Below are 18,223 nucleotides of genomic sequence, written 5' to 3' on the forward strand. Positions count from 1 at the left end.
TCCTGATAATCAATTGAAATCGTGGAGCGTATCGCTCTCTGTTGGTATTATTCATAACATATCAATAAATGCCAAATAGCTGAATATCAATTAAAAATAGAAAAGTGGAGACATCTTTAAATTTTATAAAATAGCATAAAATCGTGTACGGAATCGTGTACGAGGTCATAATTGGTCGAATTTATCCATTTCTGAACGCTTTAATGTGTCAACAATGGCAACGTATGGCTTTAAAGCATCATAATTAGAATGCCCCGTCCATCTTATTATCACCTCAACCGGAATGCCAAGTTGTAAGGCAGTTACGACAAATGTACGCCGGGCAACATGGCTTGTCAACAGTTCATATTTGGGGTAGTATTCATCATATCGTCTACCCCCTTTATAATATACTACTTGGGTCTCGGTATTCAAGCCCGCCAATCTACCAAGTTCCTTTAAATATTGATTGTATTTTTGATTGGATATTACCGGGAGAGCAAGGCGCCCTTTCACCCCTTTATATCTATCCAAAATATCAATAGCTTTTTTATTTAGGTCAATAATTATTGCATCAGCTGTTTTTTGAGTGACAACTCGAAACTTATTTCCCTGTATGTCTGATTTATTTAGTTTTTTTACATCGGAATATCTAAGTGAAGTATAACAGCAAAATAAAAAGACATCACGAACATGATAAAGGTGTTTCTTGGTTACCGGGATTTGGAAAGACTCTAATTGCTTTAATTCATCAAGTGACAAGTATATTATTTCCTTCTGATTTCCATCGGTGCCTTTCAAGCGTGGACGGAAATCTTCATCAGCACGCCCATTGTAATATCCTTTTCGCCGTGCCCAGCTAAGAAACCAACGGACAAACTGATAGTCTTTTGCCACTGTAGTATTGCGTAGCCCTTTCTTTAACAGGTATTGGATAAATTCATGAAGAACATCTGTGTCAATATGTAAAAAGCTCTTTCCATTCAATGAAGATACAAAATGCTTCTTCACAGTTTCATTTTTCTTATACGAAGATGGCGACCAGCTATTTTGTACACCAACGGAATTGATATATTCGTCAAAGGCAGATTCTACCGATATAATACCTTGAATTTCGTTCGATTCTTCAAAAACAAGCTTTCGACCTATCTCATCATTAAATAGTTGCTTAAATTCATCAGGCGATGGCTCGCGGTGTTCTAACACGCCATAGCGGATGAATACTTCATTTGCAGACGATTTCCACTTCTCAATTTCTCCATTTATATCATTCGCCTTACGCTCGGCACTGTTCACCCGTTGCCTTTCAGTGTCCCAATTTTCGATGTTGATTCTATGACCCATCGAAATATCAATGGGTCTTTTTGATTTAAGGGTGATACGCATACGAATGACCGCCTTGGTATCATCACTTTTTCGCTTGTGTAGTATAAATTTTATTTTGTAATCAATTATCATCTCTTTTCAACATCTTTCCACGTCCGAGCAACAACCATTCAGCCGACACGCCAAAGTCTGTGCAGATTCCCGAAAGTGCATCAATATCAATCATTTTATATCTCATTTCCCCAAGTGGCTTGTTTAAATCGTTCTTGATACGTGAATACTTGGTGCGATTCAAGTTATGCGATTCGCAAAAACCCTTCAACCCGTTCACTGCACCCAAAGAAACCGCCATTTCCAAGGCTTCAAAGAATCGGCGTTGAATTGCCAATGCTTGTGGATTGATTGACTTTTTCATTGGCTGATTCTTTTTACTTTGACAATGGATGAAGAAGTGTTAGTTTTGCCCTTGATATCCAAACGTGCCTTATATTCCCCATCTTCAACAGGCAAGAACGTGAACCTTATTTCAAGATTCCAACCACGTGGTTCGGTGACGTATGCAACGCCCTTTTTAGCATCAAAAGTCCATTCGCCTTGGGTGTACACGTCTTTGAACATGGTTTTGTCAATGGTGTACTTGGTGAACTTGTTTGGTCGTTCAAATTCGTATCGCATATTTTCATCACCCGATATGTCCACGAAGTAACCGCCGGAACACAAATAAGCATATTCAATCCACACGCCGGAAATGTCCGACAGTTGGGTTTCGGGTTGTTCATCTTCATTTGATGAACATGCGCACACGCACACACACGCACAAATAAGAATGAACGCGCGAATAATCTTAATTGCTTTCATCGTCCATCTTCTTTTTATAGTCAATAATCATTTTATCGAATGCAGTCTTTCCAACGGTTACATATTCTTCACCATTCAGTGATGCAGCTTCAAGTGCATCAAAGATTCCTTGGGGCATTACCGAGTAATAAGACGGGTTACCATAATAGTTATTCACCTGAATTTTGATTTTTTCTTCCATATCTATTTGATTGACATACTTAACAATACACGATAAACGCTAAAAATGTCTTCAAAAGACACTTCAAATGGTGGATAATCAGGGTTAATTGAAACACACTTCACTTTCCCTGGGTCCTTGTCATCCGCCGGGAATATCCTTTTTATAACACTTCCGTTGCAAGTGTCCAACACATACACCTTTCCCCAATCAATGAATGCCCTTTCATTTATTTTTTTGATTAAGATTTGAGACCCGGATGGGTATTCCGGCGCCATGCTATCGCCAGCAACCGTCATGGCAAAGTCAGCCCCCCTTATTGGCGAAATCACACGCTCACAATCGCTATCCTTGACAGACACAACGAAGTCATTCAGAGAGCCGCCTTGTGCCGAAATAGGTAATAATGGAACATACGTTGGCTCTTCAAAGTCTTCACCACCATAGAACACTTGTGTTTCTTTGATTAGTGATTCTTGCAACATATCACCATCGCCACCCATTACCCAATCAATATTTATCCGGTCGTCTAAAATCGAAAGTTTCTTTATAAACCTTTCGGATAATGGCACTTTTTGGTTCAGGATTTGGGACATTGAAGATTCGGTATAACCCATTTTCAAGGCTAAATCCTTTCTTGACTTTACGATTTTCTCGAAAATAAGCCAATCGACAACTTTTATAACTCTTTCAATATCAATCATAAAACATATTTTAACGGCGTTAATATAAAGTTTATTTTGATTTTGTATTGCCCAAATCGAAAGAATCTTTATATTTGCATCTGTAATCAACAACAATACAAAGATAGTATCATTGTGATACATAATAAATAGCAAAAATACGTCAATTTATCGAATTATGGAAAAGAAAACAAGTGAATTTTCATTTTGGAAAGGCTGGTCACAGGTAAGAATGAAAGACCAAGCTGATGTTCGGGACAAAATAATGAAAGCCTTGAACATAAACACAAGAATGGCTTGGTCTCAAAGAAGATTGGGCAAAGTAGAACCAAAGGTTTCAGAAGCGAAAGCCATTGAAGAAATCTTTGCTGAATATGGAATAAAACAAGTTTGGGGAGGTGTATGATGGAAGAAGAAAAAGATTTATACCCGGAAGAAGAAATGATGATTGAGCAAGAAGCGTACAAATCATTTCTTGATGTTGCAGAATATGGGAGAACAGGTATTGAGCATTTCAAAAAAGTATTTGATGAACTTGCAAAACGTTTGGAAGATTATGAAAAAGAATAGTAGTGTTATAGGAGTTCAAAAGCGCTTCCTTTTGAGAAAAGAAGCTATTGAATACTTGGGTGTTTCGCCAAGCATGATGAATCGCCTTTGCTTTAACCGCAAAGTAAAATATTACCGCCCCAATGGTAAGGACACATATTTTGCCATTGAGGATTTGGATGCTTACATAATGGGTGGTGAAGTGATAGAAGTGTGTGAAAACCCGGTACATGGTGATAGGTTTAATCAAGGAAAGAAAAAATGAATGAACTTGCAGAATTAACCAAACGCGAATCCGTAATTGCGGAATTATTCGCTTGGGGAGCAAGCAAAAAAGATGTTGCCAATCGGCTTTTCATTTCGGAACGGACGGTGGAAAATCACACCCGAAACATATATGAGAAAACCGGGTGTTCCAAAGTCAATGAATTATCCGCTTGGTGGTTTTGCAGGACATTCCACATTTCCTTTGATTTGTCGCCATTCAAACGCAACGCAATCACGGCGGTAATGCTTTTATTGATGATTCCACAAATGATTGACTTTGGCAATGTAGCAGTCAGGGCACGCACCAATACTTGTCGGGGTGTGCGCATGGTACGCACAAGAAGAAAATCAGAAAACGACAATGCAACGGTCGATTTAATGGTGTAAAACAATTAAAACTTTCGCAACAATGAAAAAGAGTGAATTAATGAAACAAGTAAGAACATCCATCGTGGGCATATTGGGTTGTATCGCATTCATATTGATGGTTGGCGAACCCGTCGAAGAAGAAGCTTGGTTTCGTGTTTTCTTCATAACAAAAGGGCTTGCATTCTTGATTGGGTATTGCTGTTGTGCACTTTATTGCCATTGGAAATCCAAGAATCTTTTGTCCGACGAAAAATTTTAATCTCCAATGATAAAAATTGACCCAAATATAAGAATTATTGACCTAACGGTTGGTGAGCTGATGGAGTTGTTGGAAACAATCAAGACAACCACACAAGAAGCCGTAAGAATGCCCGAAAAACGATTAGTGTACGGCATATCCGGAATTGCTCAACTATTCAATTGCAGCATGACAACAGCGAATCGCATCAAGGCAAGCGGACGGATAAACGGGGCTATCATGCAGAACGGAAGAACCATAGTAGTTGATGCCGACCTTGCTTTGAAACTATTTAATACTAACAATAAACTTTAAGCAACATGAGACAAGTAATTTTGAAATCCCTTTCCCTTTGCAATTTCAAAGGAGAAAAAGAAAGAACTACTAATTTCAATGTCGATGTCACCACGATTTCCGGTGGCAATGGACTTGGTAAGTCAAGACATTTTGACGCATTTATTTGGTTACTATTTGGCAAAGACGCCCAAGACCGAAAAGACTATGAGGTGAAAACGCGTGTGAATGGTGAAGAATTGCACAATGTGGAATGCAGTGTGTCTGGTGTAATTGTCGTTGATGGTGAAGAAATTACATTGAAACGTGCATTCGTTGAAGATTGGGTGAAGCCACGTGGACAAGTTGAAAGAGTGTTCAAGGGCAACCATACCGAATGCTGGTGGAACGAAACTCCGGTGAATGTGAGTGAATACACCAAGCGCATTGAAGCAATTATTGATTCATCATTATTCAAGATGATAACCAACCCGGCATTCTTTGTCAATATGAATTGGAAGTTGCAACGTGAACAGCTATTTCAGCTTGCCGGAACAATCACAGACGCCGAAATTGCTTCACAGAAGCCCGAATTTGCCCTTTTGCTTGATAAGATAAGCGGCAAATCACTTGCGGACTTCAAAGCTGAATTATCGGCACGTAAGAAGCGACTAAAAGACGAATTGGCACAAATCCAACCAAGGATTGACCAAACACACAAGATGAAGCCTGAAAATGAGGATTTCCACGCAATCGAAGTTGAGATTGAGAAAACCGACAAAGAGATTGCCGAAATCGACAAGGCAATTGCAGACATTACTGCCGCAATCCGTCGTCAATATGAAGCGGAGCAAAGCAAGCAAAACAAGGTGAACGCCTTGAAGTCGGAGTGTCAACAAATCGTTTTCGATGCCAAGACCAAGGCGCAAAATGCAGCCTTTGAAGCCAATGCAAGCCGTCGTGAACTTGAATCACAAATCAAAGGCAAGGAACGTGATTTTGAATTAACCAAACGTGAATCGACATCGGGACAAGTTGAGATTGCCAAGATTCACCGAGAAATCGAAAAAATTACATCCGACCAAGACCAATTGCGCCAAGATTGGTACGCGGAAAATGAAAAGACATACAATGGCGAAACGACTTGTCCACATTGCGGTCAGGACTTGCCAGAAGATATGATTTCCAAAGCCCGTGAAGTATTTACCAAGGCACAATCCGACAAGTGCAATGACCTTTCCACCAAGGGAAAGCAGCTTGGCGAAAAGGTGGCTGAACTTGAAAAAAGGGTTGCAGAAATCGAAAAAGACGTGAACAATGCCAAAGCGAATGCAACCAAAATTGAATCCGAACTTGAATCCCTGAAAGCCGATTTCTTGAAAATCCCGGTTGTCGATGCCGCCGCCGTTGTTCCTGAACTGATACCCGAATGGGTGGCAAAACAAAAGGAAATCGCCGACATTGAAACTACCATTTCAACTGACAATTCCGCCATTGATACAACCGACTTGAAGAATCAAAAAGACGAATGGAACAGCAAACGTGATGGTCTGAAATCACGTCTTGCAAAGCGCGATACCATTGCCCGTTGTGAAAAGGAAATTGCAGACCTTGAAGCCAAGGGCAAACAGCTTGCACAGCAAATCGCCGATTTGGAGCGCGAAGAATACACTATTGAACAGTTCACCAAGACCAAGATTGATGAATGCGAAAAGCGCATCAATACCATGTTTAAGTTCGTGTCATTCAAATTGTATGATTACACCCTCGATGGCAATGCCATTGAAACGTGCATTCCGCTTGTCGGTGGTGTGCCTTATGGTAGTGCCAACACAGCCGGACAAGTCAATGCCGGGTTGGATATTATCAACACCCTTTGCCGTCACTATGGCATTTGCGCCCCGATATTTTTTGACGGTCGCGAAAGTGTCAATGAAATTATCCCGACAGAAAGTCAGATTATAAACCTTGTTGTCACTAAGGACAACAAATTAACAATTAAATAATTATCGCAACAATGGAAAAGAGTATTGAAAAGGGCGAATTTCTTACCAAAGTGGAAGATTTCGCAAAGAGTATGTCAGAAATGACAAGTGAGCATGAGGGCGTAAAACGTGGCTTTGTAATCCTTGCAGCCGAAAAGGTCAAGGGCGAAGATGGCACAAAATCCATCATTTCACTTGTGGGCGATAAGCGTAAAATCGCCGAAGTAATTGCTGAATTTTCAACCCGTGAAGAAACGAAAGAAGTCTTCATTCAGGGAATAAAAATTGGCTCATTAAAAATGTTATTCGAAAAGGAGAAAGAGTTATTTAACAACTAATTTTTTATTATGAACGAAATTCAAAAAGCAAATGGCGGTGCAATGGTAGTTGCACAACAAAACCAATTAGGGTTCAACTTTTTTGACCCCATACAATTCGAGACCATGCAACGTGTGTGCAAGTTGTTCGCTTCATCCGAACTTGTGCCGGACATGTACAAAATCAGCGAAAAGAACCCGATTGAAAAAGCAATGGCTAATTGCATGATTGCCATTGAGATTGCACAACGTATCGGTGCAAGCCCTTTGATGGTGATGCAAAACATGGTTCCCATCTATGGCAAGCCGTCATGGTCGAGTAAATTCCTTGTCGCAACGGTGAATACTTGCGGTCGTTTCAACCCCTTGCAGTACCGATTCACCGAAAAAGGTATGTTGGGCATGGTTGATTATACCGACTACGTTTGGGATAATGCCACACGTTCAAAAAAGCCCGTTATCAAGCAGTTTGATGGTAAAAAAATAATGGATATTGAATGCGTGGCATTCACGACCGCCAAGGGGTCGGATAAGGTGTTGGAAAGTTCGCCCGTGTCCGTTCGACTTGCCATACAAGAGGGTTGGTACACCAAGAACGGAAGCAAGTGGCAGACAATGACAAAACAAATGTTGATGTATCGTGCCGCATCCTTTTGGACAAGCGCCTATGCCCCGGAACTTTCAATGGGCATGAAAACCGTTGAAGAATGGCAAGACATTCAGGATGTGGATTATCAAGAAATCATTGATGTCGAAAGGGAGAAAACGGATAATGCCAACAAGGTAACTATCGGTGTAGACCTTGCAGATGGTCAAGATACCACGACAAAAGCCGTTGTGGACACCGAAACGGGAGAAATAAAGGAAAGTACAACCGAAGCGCCACAAGGCGGACAAAAGCCGAATCCGGGCTTCTAAATAAGCAAATCCGAAAGGTTAAGGTTATGGAATTGAAAATTTTGGGTTCAAGCTCAAAGGGTAATTGTTACTTGCTTGACAACGGTAAAGAATCATTGGCAATAGAATGTGGCATTGCTTTCAAAGAGGTGCAAAAGGCGGTCAATTTTGACGTTTCACGCATCAAAGGTGCAATCGTGTCACATGAGCATGGCGACCATGCCAAATACGTTGAAAACTTCATTCAAGCACGTATTCCCGTGTATATGTCCACCGGGACATTGCACGAAGTGGTCAAGAAGTTTAAAAGCCCCTATTTGTCCCCACTAATGGCAGAAGCGGGATGTAAATTTGAAATCGGCAATTTTAGGATATTGCCGTTCAATGTCCAACATGATGCCGCCGAACCTTTCGGATTTCTTATCTATCACCCAGAATGTGGAATGGTCTTATTTGCGACTGACACGTATTATTTACATTACACCTTTGCCAAGTTAAACAACATCATTATTGAATGCAATTACCGACAAGACATTTTGGATGCTAATGTTAAAGCCGGGTTATTGCCCAAGGCATTACGTGCCCGGACTATCAAAAGCCACATGGAGTTTGATACGTGCAAAGAAACATTGCTTGCAAATGATTTGTCAGGGGTGAACAACATTGTGTTGATACACCTTTCTGATGGCAATTCAAGTGCGAGTGAGTTCCGGCAAGGAATCATGGAAGCGACAGGTAAGACCGTCCACATTGCAGAAAGTGGAATGACAATAAATTTCAATAAATCACCATTTTAATTTTACGAAAATGAAAAAGTTTGTATTAAAGAGAAAAGGAGAATCCGATCCAATCGCAACCTTTGCCACAAGAGTAGATGCAGCGGAAGAAATGGAGTGTATCATTGATGACAATAACGAATATCTTGATTCATCCGATGATAAATACTTGACCCCATTTGATTTTGACCTTGAAGAAGTAGAAATCAAGGAAGTAAACGAGTGTATCACCGACTTTGAGAAAGCCCGAAAGCATATTGGGGGCAAGCCTAATGCAGACTTCACCGTGTCGAAAAAGGTATTGTCCAGCAATTGCGTTCAGCTTGCAGACGTTGCACGTTTGGTTCAGGACGTGAACCCAAATCACATCAAAGCACTTGTTGCCCTGAACGAGTTATTCACCATTGCAGAGGCTTGGAACAAGGCGGACAACTTTGTGCCTGATTTCAGCGATGCAAGCCAATACAAGTATTACCCTTGGTTTGTATATGACAAAGGGGCTGCGGGGTTCGTTTGTGCGACTACTTATAATACGGCTACGCTTGCGGCTGCGCATTTCGGTTCTCGGCTTTGCTTCAAAACACGAAATCGAGCAATCCAATTCGGCAAACAGTTCGTGGGCTTGTATAACCAAGTTTTCTTGCTCAATAAGTAAAAATGTATCACTATAAAACAAAATCGAGTTATGGAAAGAGAACTTGGACAGGAATACAAGAATCTTGCACAACGTGAAGCATTCTTGAAAGACAATTGCGATGCTTGCGAACAAAAAGGCTATATGAAGCCATACACCCCGGAAGAATTGCAAGGACACAAAGAAAAACTTGCCAATGTGTCGATTGAGATTGCCGAAATCGAAGCAGAAAAGAAACAAGTTGAAGCCGACTTCAAGGGTCGCTTGAAACCATTGAAAGAATCAAGGTCAATAATGGTTTCCAACATCAAGTCAAAGGCGGAATATGTGAACGAAATATGCTATCGTTTCACAGACCAAGAAACCAAGGAAACCGGGTATTACAACAAAGAGGGAATTTTGGTTGAATGTCGCCCGGCAACGGCTGATGAACTACAACCGAACATCTTTTCAGTGGTGAGAAATACAGGAACAAATGATTAACTTTTAATTTTTGAAGAATATGCAGAACGAAAAATTGCAAATCAATCTTGCACCGGGAATGACAACCGCCGAAGTAATCTTGCGTGAGGGTGCAGCCGTGAAACAGCTTGAACCGAAAGCACCCGTAAAAACCGACCTGAAAGGTGTTATCGGTTGCGTGGTGGAGTATCTAACAAAGAGAATCAATGTTGGTCAGTTCGCCCAAAAGTATTGCCACATTCTTATCGACCGCGACAATGTGGAAATCACCTTGATAACCAACGAATCGGACGAATACACACGTGGAAAGGTTGTTGGCAAATTGAGTTACAACCCAAAATTTGTTGAGTTCGGAATCAACGGAAACAAGGCTTGGACACCAATTGAACTTGGCTTGTTTATCAAGATGAACCGTGCATTCTTTGCCGACCGCAAAACGAATATGGACTTGGTTTCAAAGCTGATGAACTTTACCGCCACCGTGAACAACAAGATTGAACGTGCCATTGCCGAAAATGGCAATCGTACCGACAATTTCGCCCAAGTGGTCAATTCCAACTTGCCGGATTCATTCACCATTCAAATGCCGATTTTCAAGGGAATGCCCGCCGAAACAATCGAGGTGGAAACATTCGCTCAAGTGAACGGACGTGAAGTTTCTTTCGTGCTTCTTTCACCCGGCGCGCAAGCAACACTTGAAGATTTACGCGACAAGGTAATTGATGATGAAATTGTAAAAATCAAAGAGATTGCACCCGAAATCGCAATCATTGAAATTTAGTGTACAACGCCCCCGGCTTGCCATTTGGCAGGTCGGTGGGCTTAACAATCACAACAATGAAAGATACATTTTATTTTCAACATGATTACAACGCGCGTAATGACCCAAAATTACAAGACGTGTTGATTAACCTTGGGGTTGAAGGTATCGGCGTATTTTGGTGCATTATCGAACAACTGTATGAACAGGGCGGAAAGTTGCCATTGCGTTCTTGCAAAAGTATTGCATTTGCATTGCATGTGGATTACAACAAGGTTGAATCCCTTGTGCATGACTACGGTTTATTTAAGAATGATGGTGTCAATATGTGGTCTGATTCAGTTTTAAAGCGATTGGACAAACGAAAAGACATTTCCGACAAACGCAAACAAGCAGCCATTGCAAGGTGGAAACAAAACCTTGAAAATCAAGCATTACAACCCCAATCGGCAAATGACAAGCAAACTACAAACAATCCAAATGTACTGCAAATGCAGAACACAAGCAATGCAAATGCAGGACATAAAGAAAAGGAAAGAAAAGAAAAGAATAATATATCTACTAACGTAGATACGTCAACTTGCGTTGACGCGCCGGAGCAAAAACGGGATTTTTCGATTGATTATTCAAGATTGTTGGCAGCTTGGAAAGAACATTGCCCATCATTTCCGCAACCGCGTTCCCTTGCTGATGACGACAAACGCAAGATTCGGCAACGGTTCGGCGAAATGATGACCGCCAAAGACCCGGAAACGGCATACCAGCGCATCAAGGAGATATTCCAAACAATAAACGCATCCGACTTTTGCAAAAAGGGGAAATGGTGTACTTTCCGATGGATATTCACCAACGCAACCAATTGGCGCAAGGTTGAGGATGGCAATTACAACGACCTCCCCGGCGGACAAAATAGCAAAAGAGCAAACGAAGAATGGTGAACAACGAAAATAAAAAACCGATAATGCCAAGCATCGCGCAAGTGTTGAACGCGATTGAGCAGCGCGAAATGTTCGCCGGATTCAAGCGTTACCAATACACCAAGCCGGGTTGGTATGACCTTGATAACGCGATTAAGATAATCGAAGCAATCGGGAAAAGCCGGAATCTGGCATTCGTCATTGACGATGAAAACCGATTCACATTTGAAAATTTCATCAAGTGGGCGCACGGTGACGCATCAATGAAGTGTCTTGACCCTGTTTCGGGACAAGTCATCCCCGGCAGACTGAAACGCGGAATATATATCGCCGGAAACACAGGAACGGGCAAAACGTGGTGCATGGAAATCATGCAAGCGTATATCCAAGCAATCGGAATCAAGGTTCTTTGGCATACCGACAACGACCCGCGCCCGTTGTATTGGCGCACAATACGCGCCGATGGCTTGTGTGATGTGTGGGCGGAATCCGGCAACATCCAGCAATACAAGACCGCGCCGATGCTTGCCATTCAAGACCTTGGCAACGAACCATCGGAAACGCTTTACATGGGCAACCGTCTTGATGTGGTGCGTTACGTCATCGAATACCGGGGTGATATGCACGCCGAAATGACATTCATCACGTCAAATTTGAGGATGGGCGGCGAAATCCTCAAAGAACGATATGGCGACCGTGTAGCAAGCCGATTGCAAGAAATGTGCAACTATCTTGTGATAAAAGGCAAAGACCGCCGCAAACTTTGATTTGGATATACTAACAATGAAAATTTACAATTATGAATGAAATCATCCAATCAAGCGTTTACAAAACGCAAAAGGGAACACCCGTGACCGATTCCGTCAAGGTGGCACAGGTGTTCGGCAAGATGCACAAGAACATAATGAAGTCCATCCGCAACATCATGGGGTCGGCTCAAAATTTAGCCAACGAACATTGGTTTGCCGAAACCACATACACGGATGCACAAGGGAAGCGGCAACCCATGTTCTTGATGAACCGCGATGGCTTTTCCTTGCTTACAATGTCATTGACCGGAGAAAAGGCAATGGCGTTCAAGGTGGCATTTATCAACGCATTCAACAAGATGGAGGAAACAATAAAAGGGCTTGCGCCAGCAACCCCGGCGATTCCTCAAACGTTCGCACAGGCTTTGCGCCTTGCGGCGGAACAGGCGGAAACAATCGAAATCCAACAAAAGCAGATTGAAGCGCAAGCCCCGAAAGTGGCATTCGCGACCGCCATCATCAATTCCCCGTCATCGTGCGGGATTGATGAACTTGCAAAGATTCTGAAACAAAACGGCGTGGATTTTGGAGAAATCCGGCTTTTTCAATGGTTGCGCGACAATGATTATTTGTGCAGTGTTGGAACGGCACGAAACCAGCCGACACAAAAAGCCCTTGACCTTGGGTTGTTTGAAATGAAACCGCAAACGTGGACAAATCCACGGACGGATGAAGTTATGACAACCACGCGAACGATGGTGACGGGAAAGGGCAAGGAATATTTCATCAATAAATTCATCTATAATGCAGAGAGGAAGAAAAGCCAATGAAAATTTATGTATCGGGCAAGATTTCGGGCTTGCCAATCGAAGAAGCAAAGCAACGGTTCGCCGATGCTCAAGCCTTGCTTGATGGAATCGGATTTGAAGCAGTGAACCCAATGAAAAAGAGTTTGCCAGCCAATGCAACTTGGGAACAACACATGGTCAAGGACATTGAATTGCTTTTCAAGTGCGATGCCATCTACATGATGGACAATTGGATTGATTCAAAGGGTGCGCTAATCGAATATGATATAGCGAAGCGCCTTGGACTTGATATCTGGTTCGAATCCAATGTTCGCCGAGATAATGACATAGTGACGCGTGTTCAAAATGCAATCCACGAGGTTACAGGAATGCAATTTAACGAGTACACAACCAAGAGCCGCAAGCGTGATGGATTCTTTGCCCGAATGTTGTTTGTTTACCATTGCCGCCGCAATAAAATGAAATTGACACAGATTGCCAAGTACGTGCATCGTGACCATTCTTCAATGCTTCACTTGTTGAACAAATATGAAGATGACTTCAAATACAATCCGCAATTCCGAGAAATGGCAACAAGAGTAAATAATATATTAAATACAACAAGCGCAAATGAAACATAAATTTGATTACCGTTGGAAATTAGCGGATACCAACTTCACGAAAAACAAAGGCACGGTCTTTTCGTGTTTCGCTTGTGGGGGGGGCAGTTCAATGGGTTACAAACTTGCCGGATTTGATGTTATCGGTTGCAACGAGATAGACCACCGCATGATGTACGCATATTGTCAGAATCACAACCCGCGTTTTCCTTTTCTTGAACCGATACAGGAGTTCAAGACAAAGGAAGATTTGCCACCCGAATTGTTCAATCTTGACATTTTGGATGGTTCACCGCCTTGTTCCACATTCAGCATGGCAGGAAGCCGGGAAGATGCTTGGGGTAAGATGAAGCACTTTCGAGAGGGTCAGGCAGAACAAGTGTTGGACACCTTGTTTTTCGACTTCATAGACCTTGCGAAGCGGTTACAGCCGAAAGTTGTTGTTGCGGAAAATGTAAAGGGATTGCTTCTTGGAGAAGCGAAACAATACGTGCGCCGCATTTATGAATCATTTGATGATGCCGGGTATTATTGCCAACATTACTTGCTTGACGCTCAAACAATGGGTGTACCTCAAAGGCGGGAACGTGTGTTCTTTGTGTGTTTGAGAAAAGATTTGATTGATAAAGTGCTGTGTCAATATGACTTATTCAATGCTTATCCATTCTTGGATATGGATTTCAAGGAAGAACCGATAATGTTTGGAGAGGTCGCCGACTTCAATGGGCGTGAAGCTAAATCAAATGTTATCCGCCTATTGTGGGAGAATCGCCAACACGGGGACTTGAACCAAGGAGCGGCAAATGAACGATTGTATGGCAAAGGAAGCAACTTCAATCAAACTTATGTGTACTTGGATAGGATATGTCCCACCCTTGCAAGCAAGGAATCATGCTTGATTCACTTTGAGCAACCCCGGTTTTTGAGTGCAAACGAAGTTTGTTGTATATCGAGTTTCCCACAAGATTACAACTTTGCCGGGCAAAGCCCCCAATACATTTGCGGAATGTCCGTGCCGCCTGTGATGATGGCACAAGTTGCATCCCGGATATATGAACAATGGCTATCAAAAATATAAAGAACAATGAATGCAAGACAATTTTTCGACAAGGTGGTGGAAATGCGCCGATTGCAAAAGGAGTATTTCAAAAGCCGCAATCATTTCATCCTTGAAAAATCAAAGATGATTGAAAAAGAAATCGACAAGGAAATAAAGAGGGTGCAAGACGTTGAAGCAGCCAACAAGCCATCCGAACCAAATCTTTTTAACCAATAATTGTGTCACTATAAAACAAATTAGATATGAATCAATTTAATAAAGGCTGGTGGAACTGCTTTTTATCCTATACGGATGAATTAGCGCAAATAAAACGTGACTTTGACGTGATAGCAAATGCGCAACTCAAAGCTGCTGGTGTTGAAAAGAAAGAGATTGAGGGTGTTCTTAAAACAGAAATGATGTCTGATAAAACGAGAGAATTTCTCACAGAGTACAAGGATAATTTAACGTAAAACAATACAGTAATGAAACTATTATTTTTTGACCTTGAAACGACCGGGACGAATCCCGGAAGAAATGGAATCCATCAAATTAGCGGTTCAATCGTGATTGATGGCAAACGTATTGAAGATTTCGACTTCCATGTGCAGCCGAACCCCAAAGCCGTGATTGAAGAAGAAGCCTTGAAAGTTGCCGGGGTGACACGTGAACAAGTCCTTGCATACCCACCAATGCAACAAATGTACCAAGAATTTGTGGCAATGCTTGGCAAGTATGTGGACAAGTTCAACAAGAAAGACAAGTTTTTTTTGGTCGGCTACAACAATGCGGCTTTCGACAACCAATTTTTGCGCGGATTCTTCTTGCAGAACGGAGATAATTATTTCGGCTCTTGGTTTTGGTCGAACACCCTTGATGTGATGGTTCTTGCGTCGGCGTACCTTGTAACCCGTCGCCCTGATATGGAGAACTTCAAGTTGTCCACCGTCGCAAAGACTCTTGGAATCGAGGTGAAAGATGATTCCTTGCACAATGCGATGTATGATATTGAATTGACACGGGCGGTTTATGATATTGTGAAGCGATGAACATTGAAACTTTCGGAAAAATTCAACTTGTGAATGCTGATTGCATGGATGTTATGCGAGAGTTGCCCGACAACGCCTTTGATTTAGCGATTTGCGACCCTCCTTATGGAATTGGGATTGATGGACAAAAGGAATGTATTTGCAAGAACCCAAAGCATAACAGGAAACAACATACGCAAAAGGGGTGGGATAAAATGCCCCCCCGGATGCGTATTTCAGAGAATTGGAACGGATTTCACGCAATCAAATCATTTGGGGCGCAAATTACTTTGTTCCGATGTTAAACAAAGGCACAAAAGGATGGATTGTGTGGTTCAAAGGACAAACAGGACTTACAATGTCGGATTGTGAACTTGCATATTCATCTTTTAATTGCCCAACGCGAGTTATTACAATAAATCGATGTGAGCTTGCAAAGCAACACACGATTCACCCGACAGAAAAACCAATTATGCTTTATGAATGGTTGTTGATGAATTATGCAAAACCGGGTCAAAGAATCATTGACACACATTTGGGTTCAGGTTCAATATGTCTTGCGGCACACGAAATGAATTTTGAAATGTTGGGGATTGAACTTGACCCCGGATATTATAATGCAGCCAAACAACGGTTGTTGTATAAACAAGCACAATTAAAGTTATTCTAAAAACAAAAATATGAATTACAACGAATTAAAAGAAAAAGCACATTCCAATGCCGTGAATCATGGTTTTTGGAAAAAACGGTTAAGCAACGAACATTTTTTGATGCTTGTTATTACAGAGATTTCCGAATTGGTGGAAGCCGACCGAAATGAATTAAAAGCCAACAAAGCGCGTTTTGATACAGGGATGGCAAATGCTTCTCAAGGCATAATCCACCCAGATTTGTTCAATAAAGTTTTTCGTGCGTGTATCAAAAACACACTCGAAGATGAAATGGCAGACATCGCCATTCGTCTTTTTGACCTTGCCGGGGCTTTGGGTGTTGATTTCGAAAAGATGCAACCATGTCGATATTGCAGGGATTTCGACCGATTCAGCTTCACGGAAAATGCTTTTGCGTTGGTGAAAGGTCTTTCCAAAGACCAAATTGCCATTGAAAAGCGCATCCAATTCGGGTTGAATTACATCGAAAGTTGGGCGAGACAACAAGGAATCAACCTTAAATGGCATATCACAAAAAAAATGAAGTATAATCAATCCCGTGAAGTAATGCACGGCAAGAAGTATTAACAAGCAAATGCAATGCACTTGCATAACAAATGAAGTACAAATGAAACGTGTTAAGATAACAGAAGACGGCTTTGTTTGGCACGTTCTGACAGAAGCGGAAGCCAAACAAGCATTGGGCAAAGTGGAAGTGTTCGCCTTGTATGACGATGATTCCGAAAGTCTGATTGAGAATGAAAAAGATATTGAAACCCATATTCGCCGGGGCGGTTATGTCGGCATTGAAGTGGGCTTCATGGATGATAACCAAAATTAAATTCAAAAAGCGATGTTACAATGTGAAGTTATCGGCAATATTGGAAATGATGCCGAAATTAAAGAGTTCAGCGGCAAGAAGTATGTGTCTTTCAATGTCGCACATTCTGAAAGAAGAAAGGATGCCAACGGAACAACCGTTGAATCGACAACATGGGTGTCCGTCTTGTGGTATGGTGATGGTGGCGGTCTTATTCAATACCTCAAAAGAGGTTGCAAAGTGTTCGTCCGGGGTCGCTTATCGGTGAAATCTTATCAAGACAGGAGTGGAAACATGCAAGTTGCCATCAATGTGAACGCAAGTGAAGTTCAGCTTTGCGGAATCAGGGTTGAAACAAATTCTTCACAAAGCGGTGAATCTAATATGGCAACAACACATGAAGAGACCATTAATGATGTTCCATTTTAATTTGAAGAGATATGGACGATGGATTTGAAAGAAAGATAATAACTGTTGTATCATCTATATTGTTAGTTGGAATAATATTTGGTATGATTGTGGGTTTCTTAATTGGTTATATGTTATGAAGTATGACAATATCATTGCCATTGACCCTGATAGGGAGAAATCGGGCGTGGCATTCCTGAAACCATCCATAAGACAAATTGAAGTGTCGAACCTTGCGTTTCCCGCCTTGCTTGATTATCTACAACATGCAAGGGAAAAGGCAGGGAGTGCAAAGGAAACCTTGGTTGTGGTCGTTGAAGCCGGGTGGATGGTGCGCAAAAGTAATTTTCACGAAGCACAAGGACGCCGCGCCGAAAAGATTGCAAAGGACGTAGGGGCAAATCATGAAGCTGGGCGAAAGATTATTGAAATGTGCAAGCATTACAGAATTGAGGTCGTGCAGCATCCGCCGTTGATTAAATGCTGGAAAGGGAAAGACCGCAAGATTACGCATGAAGAGTTAGCATCATTTACCGGGCTGATAGGGCGAACAAACCAAGACGCCCGTGATGCGGCTTTACTCGCTTGGTCTTTTGCCAACTTGCCTATAAGGGTGAAAGTTTGATAAGTTGTGCCTAACTTTTTTTATTAAAGCGTGTATTACTATAATG

The 18,223-nt window shown here is 41.8% G+C and carries 31 protein-coding genes; 26 read left to right on the top strand and 5 right to left on the bottom strand.

Annotated features, from left to right (window positions below):
* Nucleotides 1-165 precede the first annotated feature (165 nt).
* Genes C234_RS0109450 through C234_RS0109470 form a run of 5 tightly spaced genes read right to left on the bottom strand, consistent with a single transcriptional unit; the run spans nucleotide 166 to nucleotide 3,027 of the window.
* Nucleotides 166-1,437 (bottom strand): site-specific integrase, encoded by a 1,272-nt coding sequence (locus tag C234_RS0109450; protein WP_027325560.1) that lies wholly within the window; start codon nucleotides 1,435-1,437, stop codon nucleotides 166-168.
* Nucleotides 1,427-1,720 (bottom strand): hypothetical protein, encoded by a 294-nt coding sequence (locus tag C234_RS0109455; protein WP_027325561.1) that lies wholly within the window; start codon nucleotides 1,718-1,720, stop codon nucleotides 1,427-1,429. The genes C234_RS0109450 and C234_RS0109455 overlap by 11 nt, the downstream gene beginning before the upstream one ends.
* Nucleotides 1,717-2,163 carry a hypothetical protein gene (locus C234_RS0109460; RefSeq protein ID WP_027325562.1) on the bottom strand — a complete coding sequence of 149 codons (447 nt, stop codon included), beginning with the start codon at nucleotides 2,161-2,163 and terminating at the stop codon, nucleotides 1,717-1,719. The genes C234_RS0109455 and C234_RS0109460 overlap by 4 nt, the downstream gene beginning before the upstream one ends.
* Entirely contained in the window at nucleotides 2,150-2,344 is a 195-nt protein-coding gene (locus tag C234_RS0109465) for a hypothetical protein (RefSeq protein WP_027325563.1), read from the bottom strand. Before C234_RS0109465 ends, C234_RS0109460 begins: the two co-directional genes overlap by 14 nt.
* 2 nt (nucleotides 2,345-2,346) lie before the next feature.
* A complete protein-coding gene (locus tag C234_RS0109470; RefSeq protein ID WP_027325564.1) occupies nucleotides 2,347-3,027 on the bottom strand; it encodes a LexA family transcriptional regulator in 681 nt (226 codons plus the stop codon).
* A gap of 157 nt (nucleotides 3,028-3,184) precedes the next feature.
* Here C234_RS0109470 and C234_RS16235 point away from each other — a divergent pair, with 157 nt between their 5' ends.
* The 26 genes from C234_RS16235 to C234_RS16275 all read left to right on the top strand — a co-directional run bounded on the left by C234_RS16235 (nucleotide 3,185) and on the right by C234_RS16275 (nucleotide 18,177).
* A complete protein-coding gene (locus tag C234_RS16235; protein WP_034536865.1) occupies nucleotides 3,185-3,412 on the top strand; it encodes a hypothetical protein in 228 nt (75 codons plus the stop codon).
* Entirely contained in the window at nucleotides 3,409-3,576 is a 168-nt protein-coding gene (locus C234_RS17670) for a hypothetical protein (protein WP_158330233.1), read from the top strand. Before C234_RS16235 ends, C234_RS17670 begins: the two co-directional genes overlap by 4 nt.
* Complete coding sequence (locus C234_RS16240) at nucleotides 3,563-3,820, top strand: helix-turn-helix domain-containing protein (RefSeq protein ID WP_034536867.1); 258 nt, start codon at nucleotides 3,563-3,565, stop codon at nucleotides 3,818-3,820. The genes C234_RS17670 and C234_RS16240 overlap by 14 nt, the downstream gene beginning before the upstream one ends.
* Complete coding sequence (locus C234_RS16245) at nucleotides 3,817-4,209, top strand: LuxR C-terminal-related transcriptional regulator (RefSeq protein ID WP_051290228.1); 393 nt, start codon at nucleotides 3,817-3,819, stop codon at nucleotides 4,207-4,209. Before C234_RS16240 ends, C234_RS16245 begins: the two co-directional genes overlap by 4 nt.
* 40 nt (nucleotides 4,210-4,249) lie before the next feature.
* Complete coding sequence (locus C234_RS0109495) at nucleotides 4,250-4,450, top strand: hypothetical protein (RefSeq protein ID WP_034540514.1); 201 nt, start codon at nucleotides 4,250-4,252, stop codon at nucleotides 4,448-4,450.
* Between the two features lie 60 nt (nucleotides 4,451-4,510).
* Nucleotides 4,511-4,744 (top strand): DUF3853 family protein, encoded by a 234-nt coding sequence (locus C234_RS0109500; protein WP_235343311.1) that lies wholly within the window; start codon nucleotides 4,511-4,513, stop codon nucleotides 4,742-4,744.
* A 5-nt stretch (nucleotides 4,745-4,749) separates the two neighbouring features.
* Nucleotides 4,750-6,708, top strand: coding sequence for an AAA family ATPase (locus C234_RS0109505; protein ID WP_027325567.1), 1,959 nt, complete (start codon nucleotides 4,750-4,752; stop codon nucleotides 6,706-6,708).
* A gap of 11 nt (nucleotides 6,709-6,719) precedes the next feature.
* On the top strand, nucleotides 6,720-7,025 hold the full coding sequence (locus C234_RS0109510) for a hypothetical protein (RefSeq protein WP_027325568.1): 306 nt from the start codon (nucleotides 6,720-6,722) through the stop codon (nucleotides 7,023-7,025).
* 9 nt (nucleotides 7,026-7,034) lie between these two features.
* Complete coding sequence (locus C234_RS16250; protein ID WP_051290229.1) at nucleotides 7,035-7,922, top strand: hypothetical protein; 888 nt, start codon at nucleotides 7,035-7,037, stop codon at nucleotides 7,920-7,922.
* 26 nt (nucleotides 7,923-7,948) lie between these two features.
* Nucleotides 7,949-8,698 (top strand): MBL fold metallo-hydrolase, encoded by a 750-nt coding sequence (locus C234_RS0109520; protein WP_027325569.1) that lies wholly within the window; start codon nucleotides 7,949-7,951, stop codon nucleotides 8,696-8,698.
* Between the two features lie 10 nt (nucleotides 8,699-8,708).
* Nucleotides 8,709-9,332 (top strand): hypothetical protein, encoded by a 624-nt coding sequence (locus tag C234_RS16800; protein WP_051290230.1) that lies wholly within the window; start codon nucleotides 8,709-8,711, stop codon nucleotides 9,330-9,332.
* A 30-nt stretch (nucleotides 9,333-9,362) separates the two neighbouring features.
* Nucleotides 9,363-9,794, top strand: a complete 432-nt coding sequence (locus C234_RS0109530) for a hypothetical protein (RefSeq protein WP_027325570.1) — start codon at nucleotides 9,363-9,365, stop codon at nucleotides 9,792-9,794.
* 19 nt (nucleotides 9,795-9,813) lie between these two features.
* Nucleotides 9,814-10,554 carry a hypothetical protein gene (locus C234_RS0109535; protein WP_027325571.1) on the top strand — a complete coding sequence of 247 codons (741 nt, stop codon included), beginning with the start codon at nucleotides 9,814-9,816 and terminating at the stop codon, nucleotides 10,552-10,554.
* 56 nt (nucleotides 10,555-10,610) lie between these two features.
* Nucleotides 10,611-11,471 carry a Lin1244/Lin1753 domain-containing protein gene (locus tag C234_RS0109540; RefSeq protein WP_027325572.1) on the top strand — a complete coding sequence of 287 codons (861 nt, stop codon included), beginning with the start codon at nucleotides 10,611-10,613 and terminating at the stop codon, nucleotides 11,469-11,471.
* The gene (locus C234_RS0109545) at nucleotides 11,465-12,217 is read left to right on the top strand and encodes a hypothetical protein (RefSeq protein WP_027325573.1); all 753 of its coding nucleotides are present in this window, start codon (nucleotides 11,465-11,467) and stop codon (nucleotides 12,215-12,217) included. Before C234_RS0109540 ends, C234_RS0109545 begins: the two co-directional genes overlap by 7 nt.
* Nucleotides 12,218-12,249: 32 nt before the next feature.
* Nucleotides 12,250-13,029 carry a Rha family transcriptional regulator gene (locus tag C234_RS0109550; RefSeq protein ID WP_027325574.1) on the top strand — a complete coding sequence of 260 codons (780 nt, stop codon included), beginning with the start codon at nucleotides 12,250-12,252 and terminating at the stop codon, nucleotides 13,027-13,029.
* Entirely contained in the window at nucleotides 13,026-13,628 is a 603-nt protein-coding gene (locus tag C234_RS17675) for a DUF4406 domain-containing protein (RefSeq protein WP_081725133.1), read from the top strand. The genes C234_RS0109550 and C234_RS17675 overlap by 4 nt, the downstream gene beginning before the upstream one ends.
* Entirely contained in the window at nucleotides 13,618-14,685 is a 1,068-nt protein-coding gene (locus C234_RS0109560) for a DNA cytosine methyltransferase (RefSeq protein ID WP_081688144.1), read from the top strand. The genes C234_RS17675 and C234_RS0109560 overlap by 11 nt, the downstream gene beginning before the upstream one ends.
* 6 nt (nucleotides 14,686-14,691) lie before the next feature.
* Nucleotides 14,692-14,883, top strand: coding sequence for a hypothetical protein (locus C234_RS0109565; RefSeq protein WP_027325576.1), 192 nt, complete (start codon nucleotides 14,692-14,694; stop codon nucleotides 14,881-14,883).
* Nucleotides 14,884-14,909: 26 nt separating this feature from the next.
* Nucleotides 14,910-15,119: a hypothetical protein gene (locus C234_RS0109570; RefSeq protein ID WP_027325577.1), complete on the top strand. Its 210-nt coding sequence runs from the start codon at nucleotides 14,910-14,912 to the stop codon at nucleotides 15,117-15,119.
* Nucleotides 15,120-15,131: 12 nt separating this feature from the next.
* On the top strand, nucleotides 15,132-15,695 hold the full coding sequence (locus C234_RS0109575) for a 3'-5' exonuclease (protein ID WP_027325578.1): 564 nt from the start codon (nucleotides 15,132-15,134) through the stop codon (nucleotides 15,693-15,695).
* 277 nt (nucleotides 15,696-15,972) lie between these two features.
* Entirely contained in the window at nucleotides 15,973-16,344 is a 372-nt protein-coding gene (locus C234_RS17895) for a DNA methyltransferase (RefSeq protein ID WP_200865070.1), read from the top strand.
* A gap of 10 nt (nucleotides 16,345-16,354) precedes the next feature.
* Nucleotides 16,355-16,912 carry a nucleoside triphosphate pyrophosphohydrolase family protein gene (locus tag C234_RS0109585; protein WP_027325579.1) on the top strand — a complete coding sequence of 186 codons (558 nt, stop codon included), beginning with the start codon at nucleotides 16,355-16,357 and terminating at the stop codon, nucleotides 16,910-16,912.
* 40 nt (nucleotides 16,913-16,952) lie between these two features.
* Nucleotides 16,953-17,165, top strand: coding sequence for a hypothetical protein (locus C234_RS0109590; RefSeq protein ID WP_027325580.1), 213 nt, complete (start codon nucleotides 16,953-16,955; stop codon nucleotides 17,163-17,165).
* A 12-nt stretch (nucleotides 17,166-17,177) separates the two neighbouring features.
* Nucleotides 17,178-17,573, top strand: coding sequence for a single-stranded DNA-binding protein (locus C234_RS16270; RefSeq protein WP_051290231.1), 396 nt, complete (start codon nucleotides 17,178-17,180; stop codon nucleotides 17,571-17,573).
* Between the two features lie 115 nt (nucleotides 17,574-17,688).
* Entirely contained in the window at nucleotides 17,689-18,177 is a 489-nt protein-coding gene (locus tag C234_RS16275) for a hypothetical protein (protein ID WP_051290232.1), read from the top strand.
* Nucleotides 18,178-18,223 lie beyond the last annotated feature (46 nt).

The organism is Bacteroides pyogenes DSM 20611 = JCM 6294, assembly GCF_000428105.1.
GTDB lineage: Bacteria > Bacteroidota > Bacteroidia > Bacteroidales > Bacteroidaceae > Bacteroides > Bacteroides pyogenes.

Coding starts and splice junctions, on each gene's coding strand:
- C234_RS0109550 (WP_027325574.1), top strand. CDS start 12,250: ATGAATGAAATCATCCAATCAAGCGTTTACAAAACGCAAAAGGGAACA.
- C234_RS16245 (WP_051290228.1), top strand. CDS start 3,817: ATGAATGAACTTGCAGAATTAACCAAACGCGAATCCGTAATTGCGGAA.
- C234_RS0109535 (WP_027325571.1), top strand. CDS start 9,814: ATGCAGAACGAAAAATTGCAAATCAATCTTGCACCGGGAATGACAACC.
- C234_RS17895 (WP_200865070.1), top strand. CDS start 15,973: ATGTTAAACAAAGGCACAAAAGGATGGATTGTGTGGTTCAAAGGACAA.
- C234_RS0109540 (WP_027325572.1), top strand. CDS start 10,611: ATGAAAGATACATTTTATTTTCAACATGATTACAACGCGCGTAATGAC.
- C234_RS16250 (WP_051290229.1), top strand. CDS start 7,035: ATGAACGAAATTCAAAAAGCAAATGGCGGTGCAATGGTAGTTGCACAA.
- C234_RS17670 (WP_158330233.1), top strand. CDS start 3,409: ATGATGGAAGAAGAAAAAGATTTATACCCGGAAGAAGAAATGATGATT.
- C234_RS16240 (WP_034536867.1), top strand. CDS start 3,563: ATGAAAAAGAATAGTAGTGTTATAGGAGTTCAAAAGCGCTTCCTTTTG.
- C234_RS0109590 (WP_027325580.1), top strand. CDS start 16,953: ATGAAACGTGTTAAGATAACAGAAGACGGCTTTGTTTGGCACGTTCTG.
- C234_RS0109460 (WP_027325562.1), bottom strand. CDS start 2,163: ATGAAAGCAATTAAGATTATTCGCGCGTTCATTCTTATTTGTGCGTGT.
- C234_RS16800 (WP_051290230.1), top strand. CDS start 8,709: ATGAAAAAGTTTGTATTAAAGAGAAAAGGAGAATCCGATCCAATCGCA.
- C234_RS16275 (WP_051290232.1), top strand. CDS start 17,689: ATGAAGTATGACAATATCATTGCCATTGACCCTGATAGGGAGAAATCG.
- C234_RS0109565 (WP_027325576.1), top strand. CDS start 14,692: ATGAATGCAAGACAATTTTTCGACAAGGTGGTGGAAATGCGCCGATTG.
- C234_RS16270 (WP_051290231.1), top strand. CDS start 17,178: ATGTTACAATGTGAAGTTATCGGCAATATTGGAAATGATGCCGAAATT.
- C234_RS0109575 (WP_027325578.1), top strand. CDS start 15,132: ATGAAACTATTATTTTTTGACCTTGAAACGACCGGGACGAATCCCGGA.
- C234_RS0109530 (WP_027325570.1), top strand. CDS start 9,363: ATGGAAAGAGAACTTGGACAGGAATACAAGAATCTTGCACAACGTGAA.
- C234_RS0109455 (WP_027325561.1), bottom strand. CDS start 1,720: ATGAAAAAGTCAATCAATCCACAAGCATTGGCAATTCAACGCCGATTC.
- C234_RS0109510 (WP_027325568.1), top strand. CDS start 6,720: ATGGAAAAGAGTATTGAAAAGGGCGAATTTCTTACCAAAGTGGAAGAT.
- C234_RS0109545 (WP_027325573.1), top strand. CDS start 11,465: ATGGTGAACAACGAAAATAAAAAACCGATAATGCCAAGCATCGCGCAA.
- C234_RS0109465 (WP_027325563.1), bottom strand. CDS start 2,344: ATGGAAGAAAAAATCAAAATTCAGGTGAATAACTATTATGGTAACCCG.
- C234_RS0109570 (WP_027325577.1), top strand. CDS start 14,910: ATGAATCAATTTAATAAAGGCTGGTGGAACTGCTTTTTATCCTATACG.
- C234_RS0109585 (WP_027325579.1), top strand. CDS start 16,355: ATGAATTACAACGAATTAAAAGAAAAAGCACATTCCAATGCCGTGAAT.
- C234_RS0109470 (WP_027325564.1), bottom strand. CDS start 3,027: ATGATTGATATTGAAAGAGTTATAAAAGTTGTCGATTGGCTTATTTTC.
- C234_RS0109505 (WP_027325567.1), top strand. CDS start 4,750: ATGAGACAAGTAATTTTGAAATCCCTTTCCCTTTGCAATTTCAAAGGA.
- C234_RS0109520 (WP_027325569.1), top strand. CDS start 7,949: ATGGAATTGAAAATTTTGGGTTCAAGCTCAAAGGGTAATTGTTACTTG.
- C234_RS16235 (WP_034536865.1), top strand. CDS start 3,185: ATGGAAAAGAAAACAAGTGAATTTTCATTTTGGAAAGGCTGGTCACAG.
- C234_RS0109560 (WP_081688144.1), top strand. CDS start 13,618: ATGAAACATAAATTTGATTACCGTTGGAAATTAGCGGATACCAACTTC.
- C234_RS0109500 (WP_235343311.1), top strand. CDS start 4,511: ATGGAGTTGTTGGAAACAATCAAGACAACCACACAAGAAGCCGTAAGA.
- C234_RS0109450 (WP_027325560.1), bottom strand. CDS start 1,437: ATGATAATTGATTACAAAATAAAATTTATACTACACAAGCGAAAAAGT.
- C234_RS0109495 (WP_034540514.1), top strand. CDS start 4,250: ATGAAACAAGTAAGAACATCCATCGTGGGCATATTGGGTTGTATCGCA.
- C234_RS17675 (WP_081725133.1), top strand. CDS start 13,026: ATGAAAATTTATGTATCGGGCAAGATTTCGGGCTTGCCAATCGAAGAA.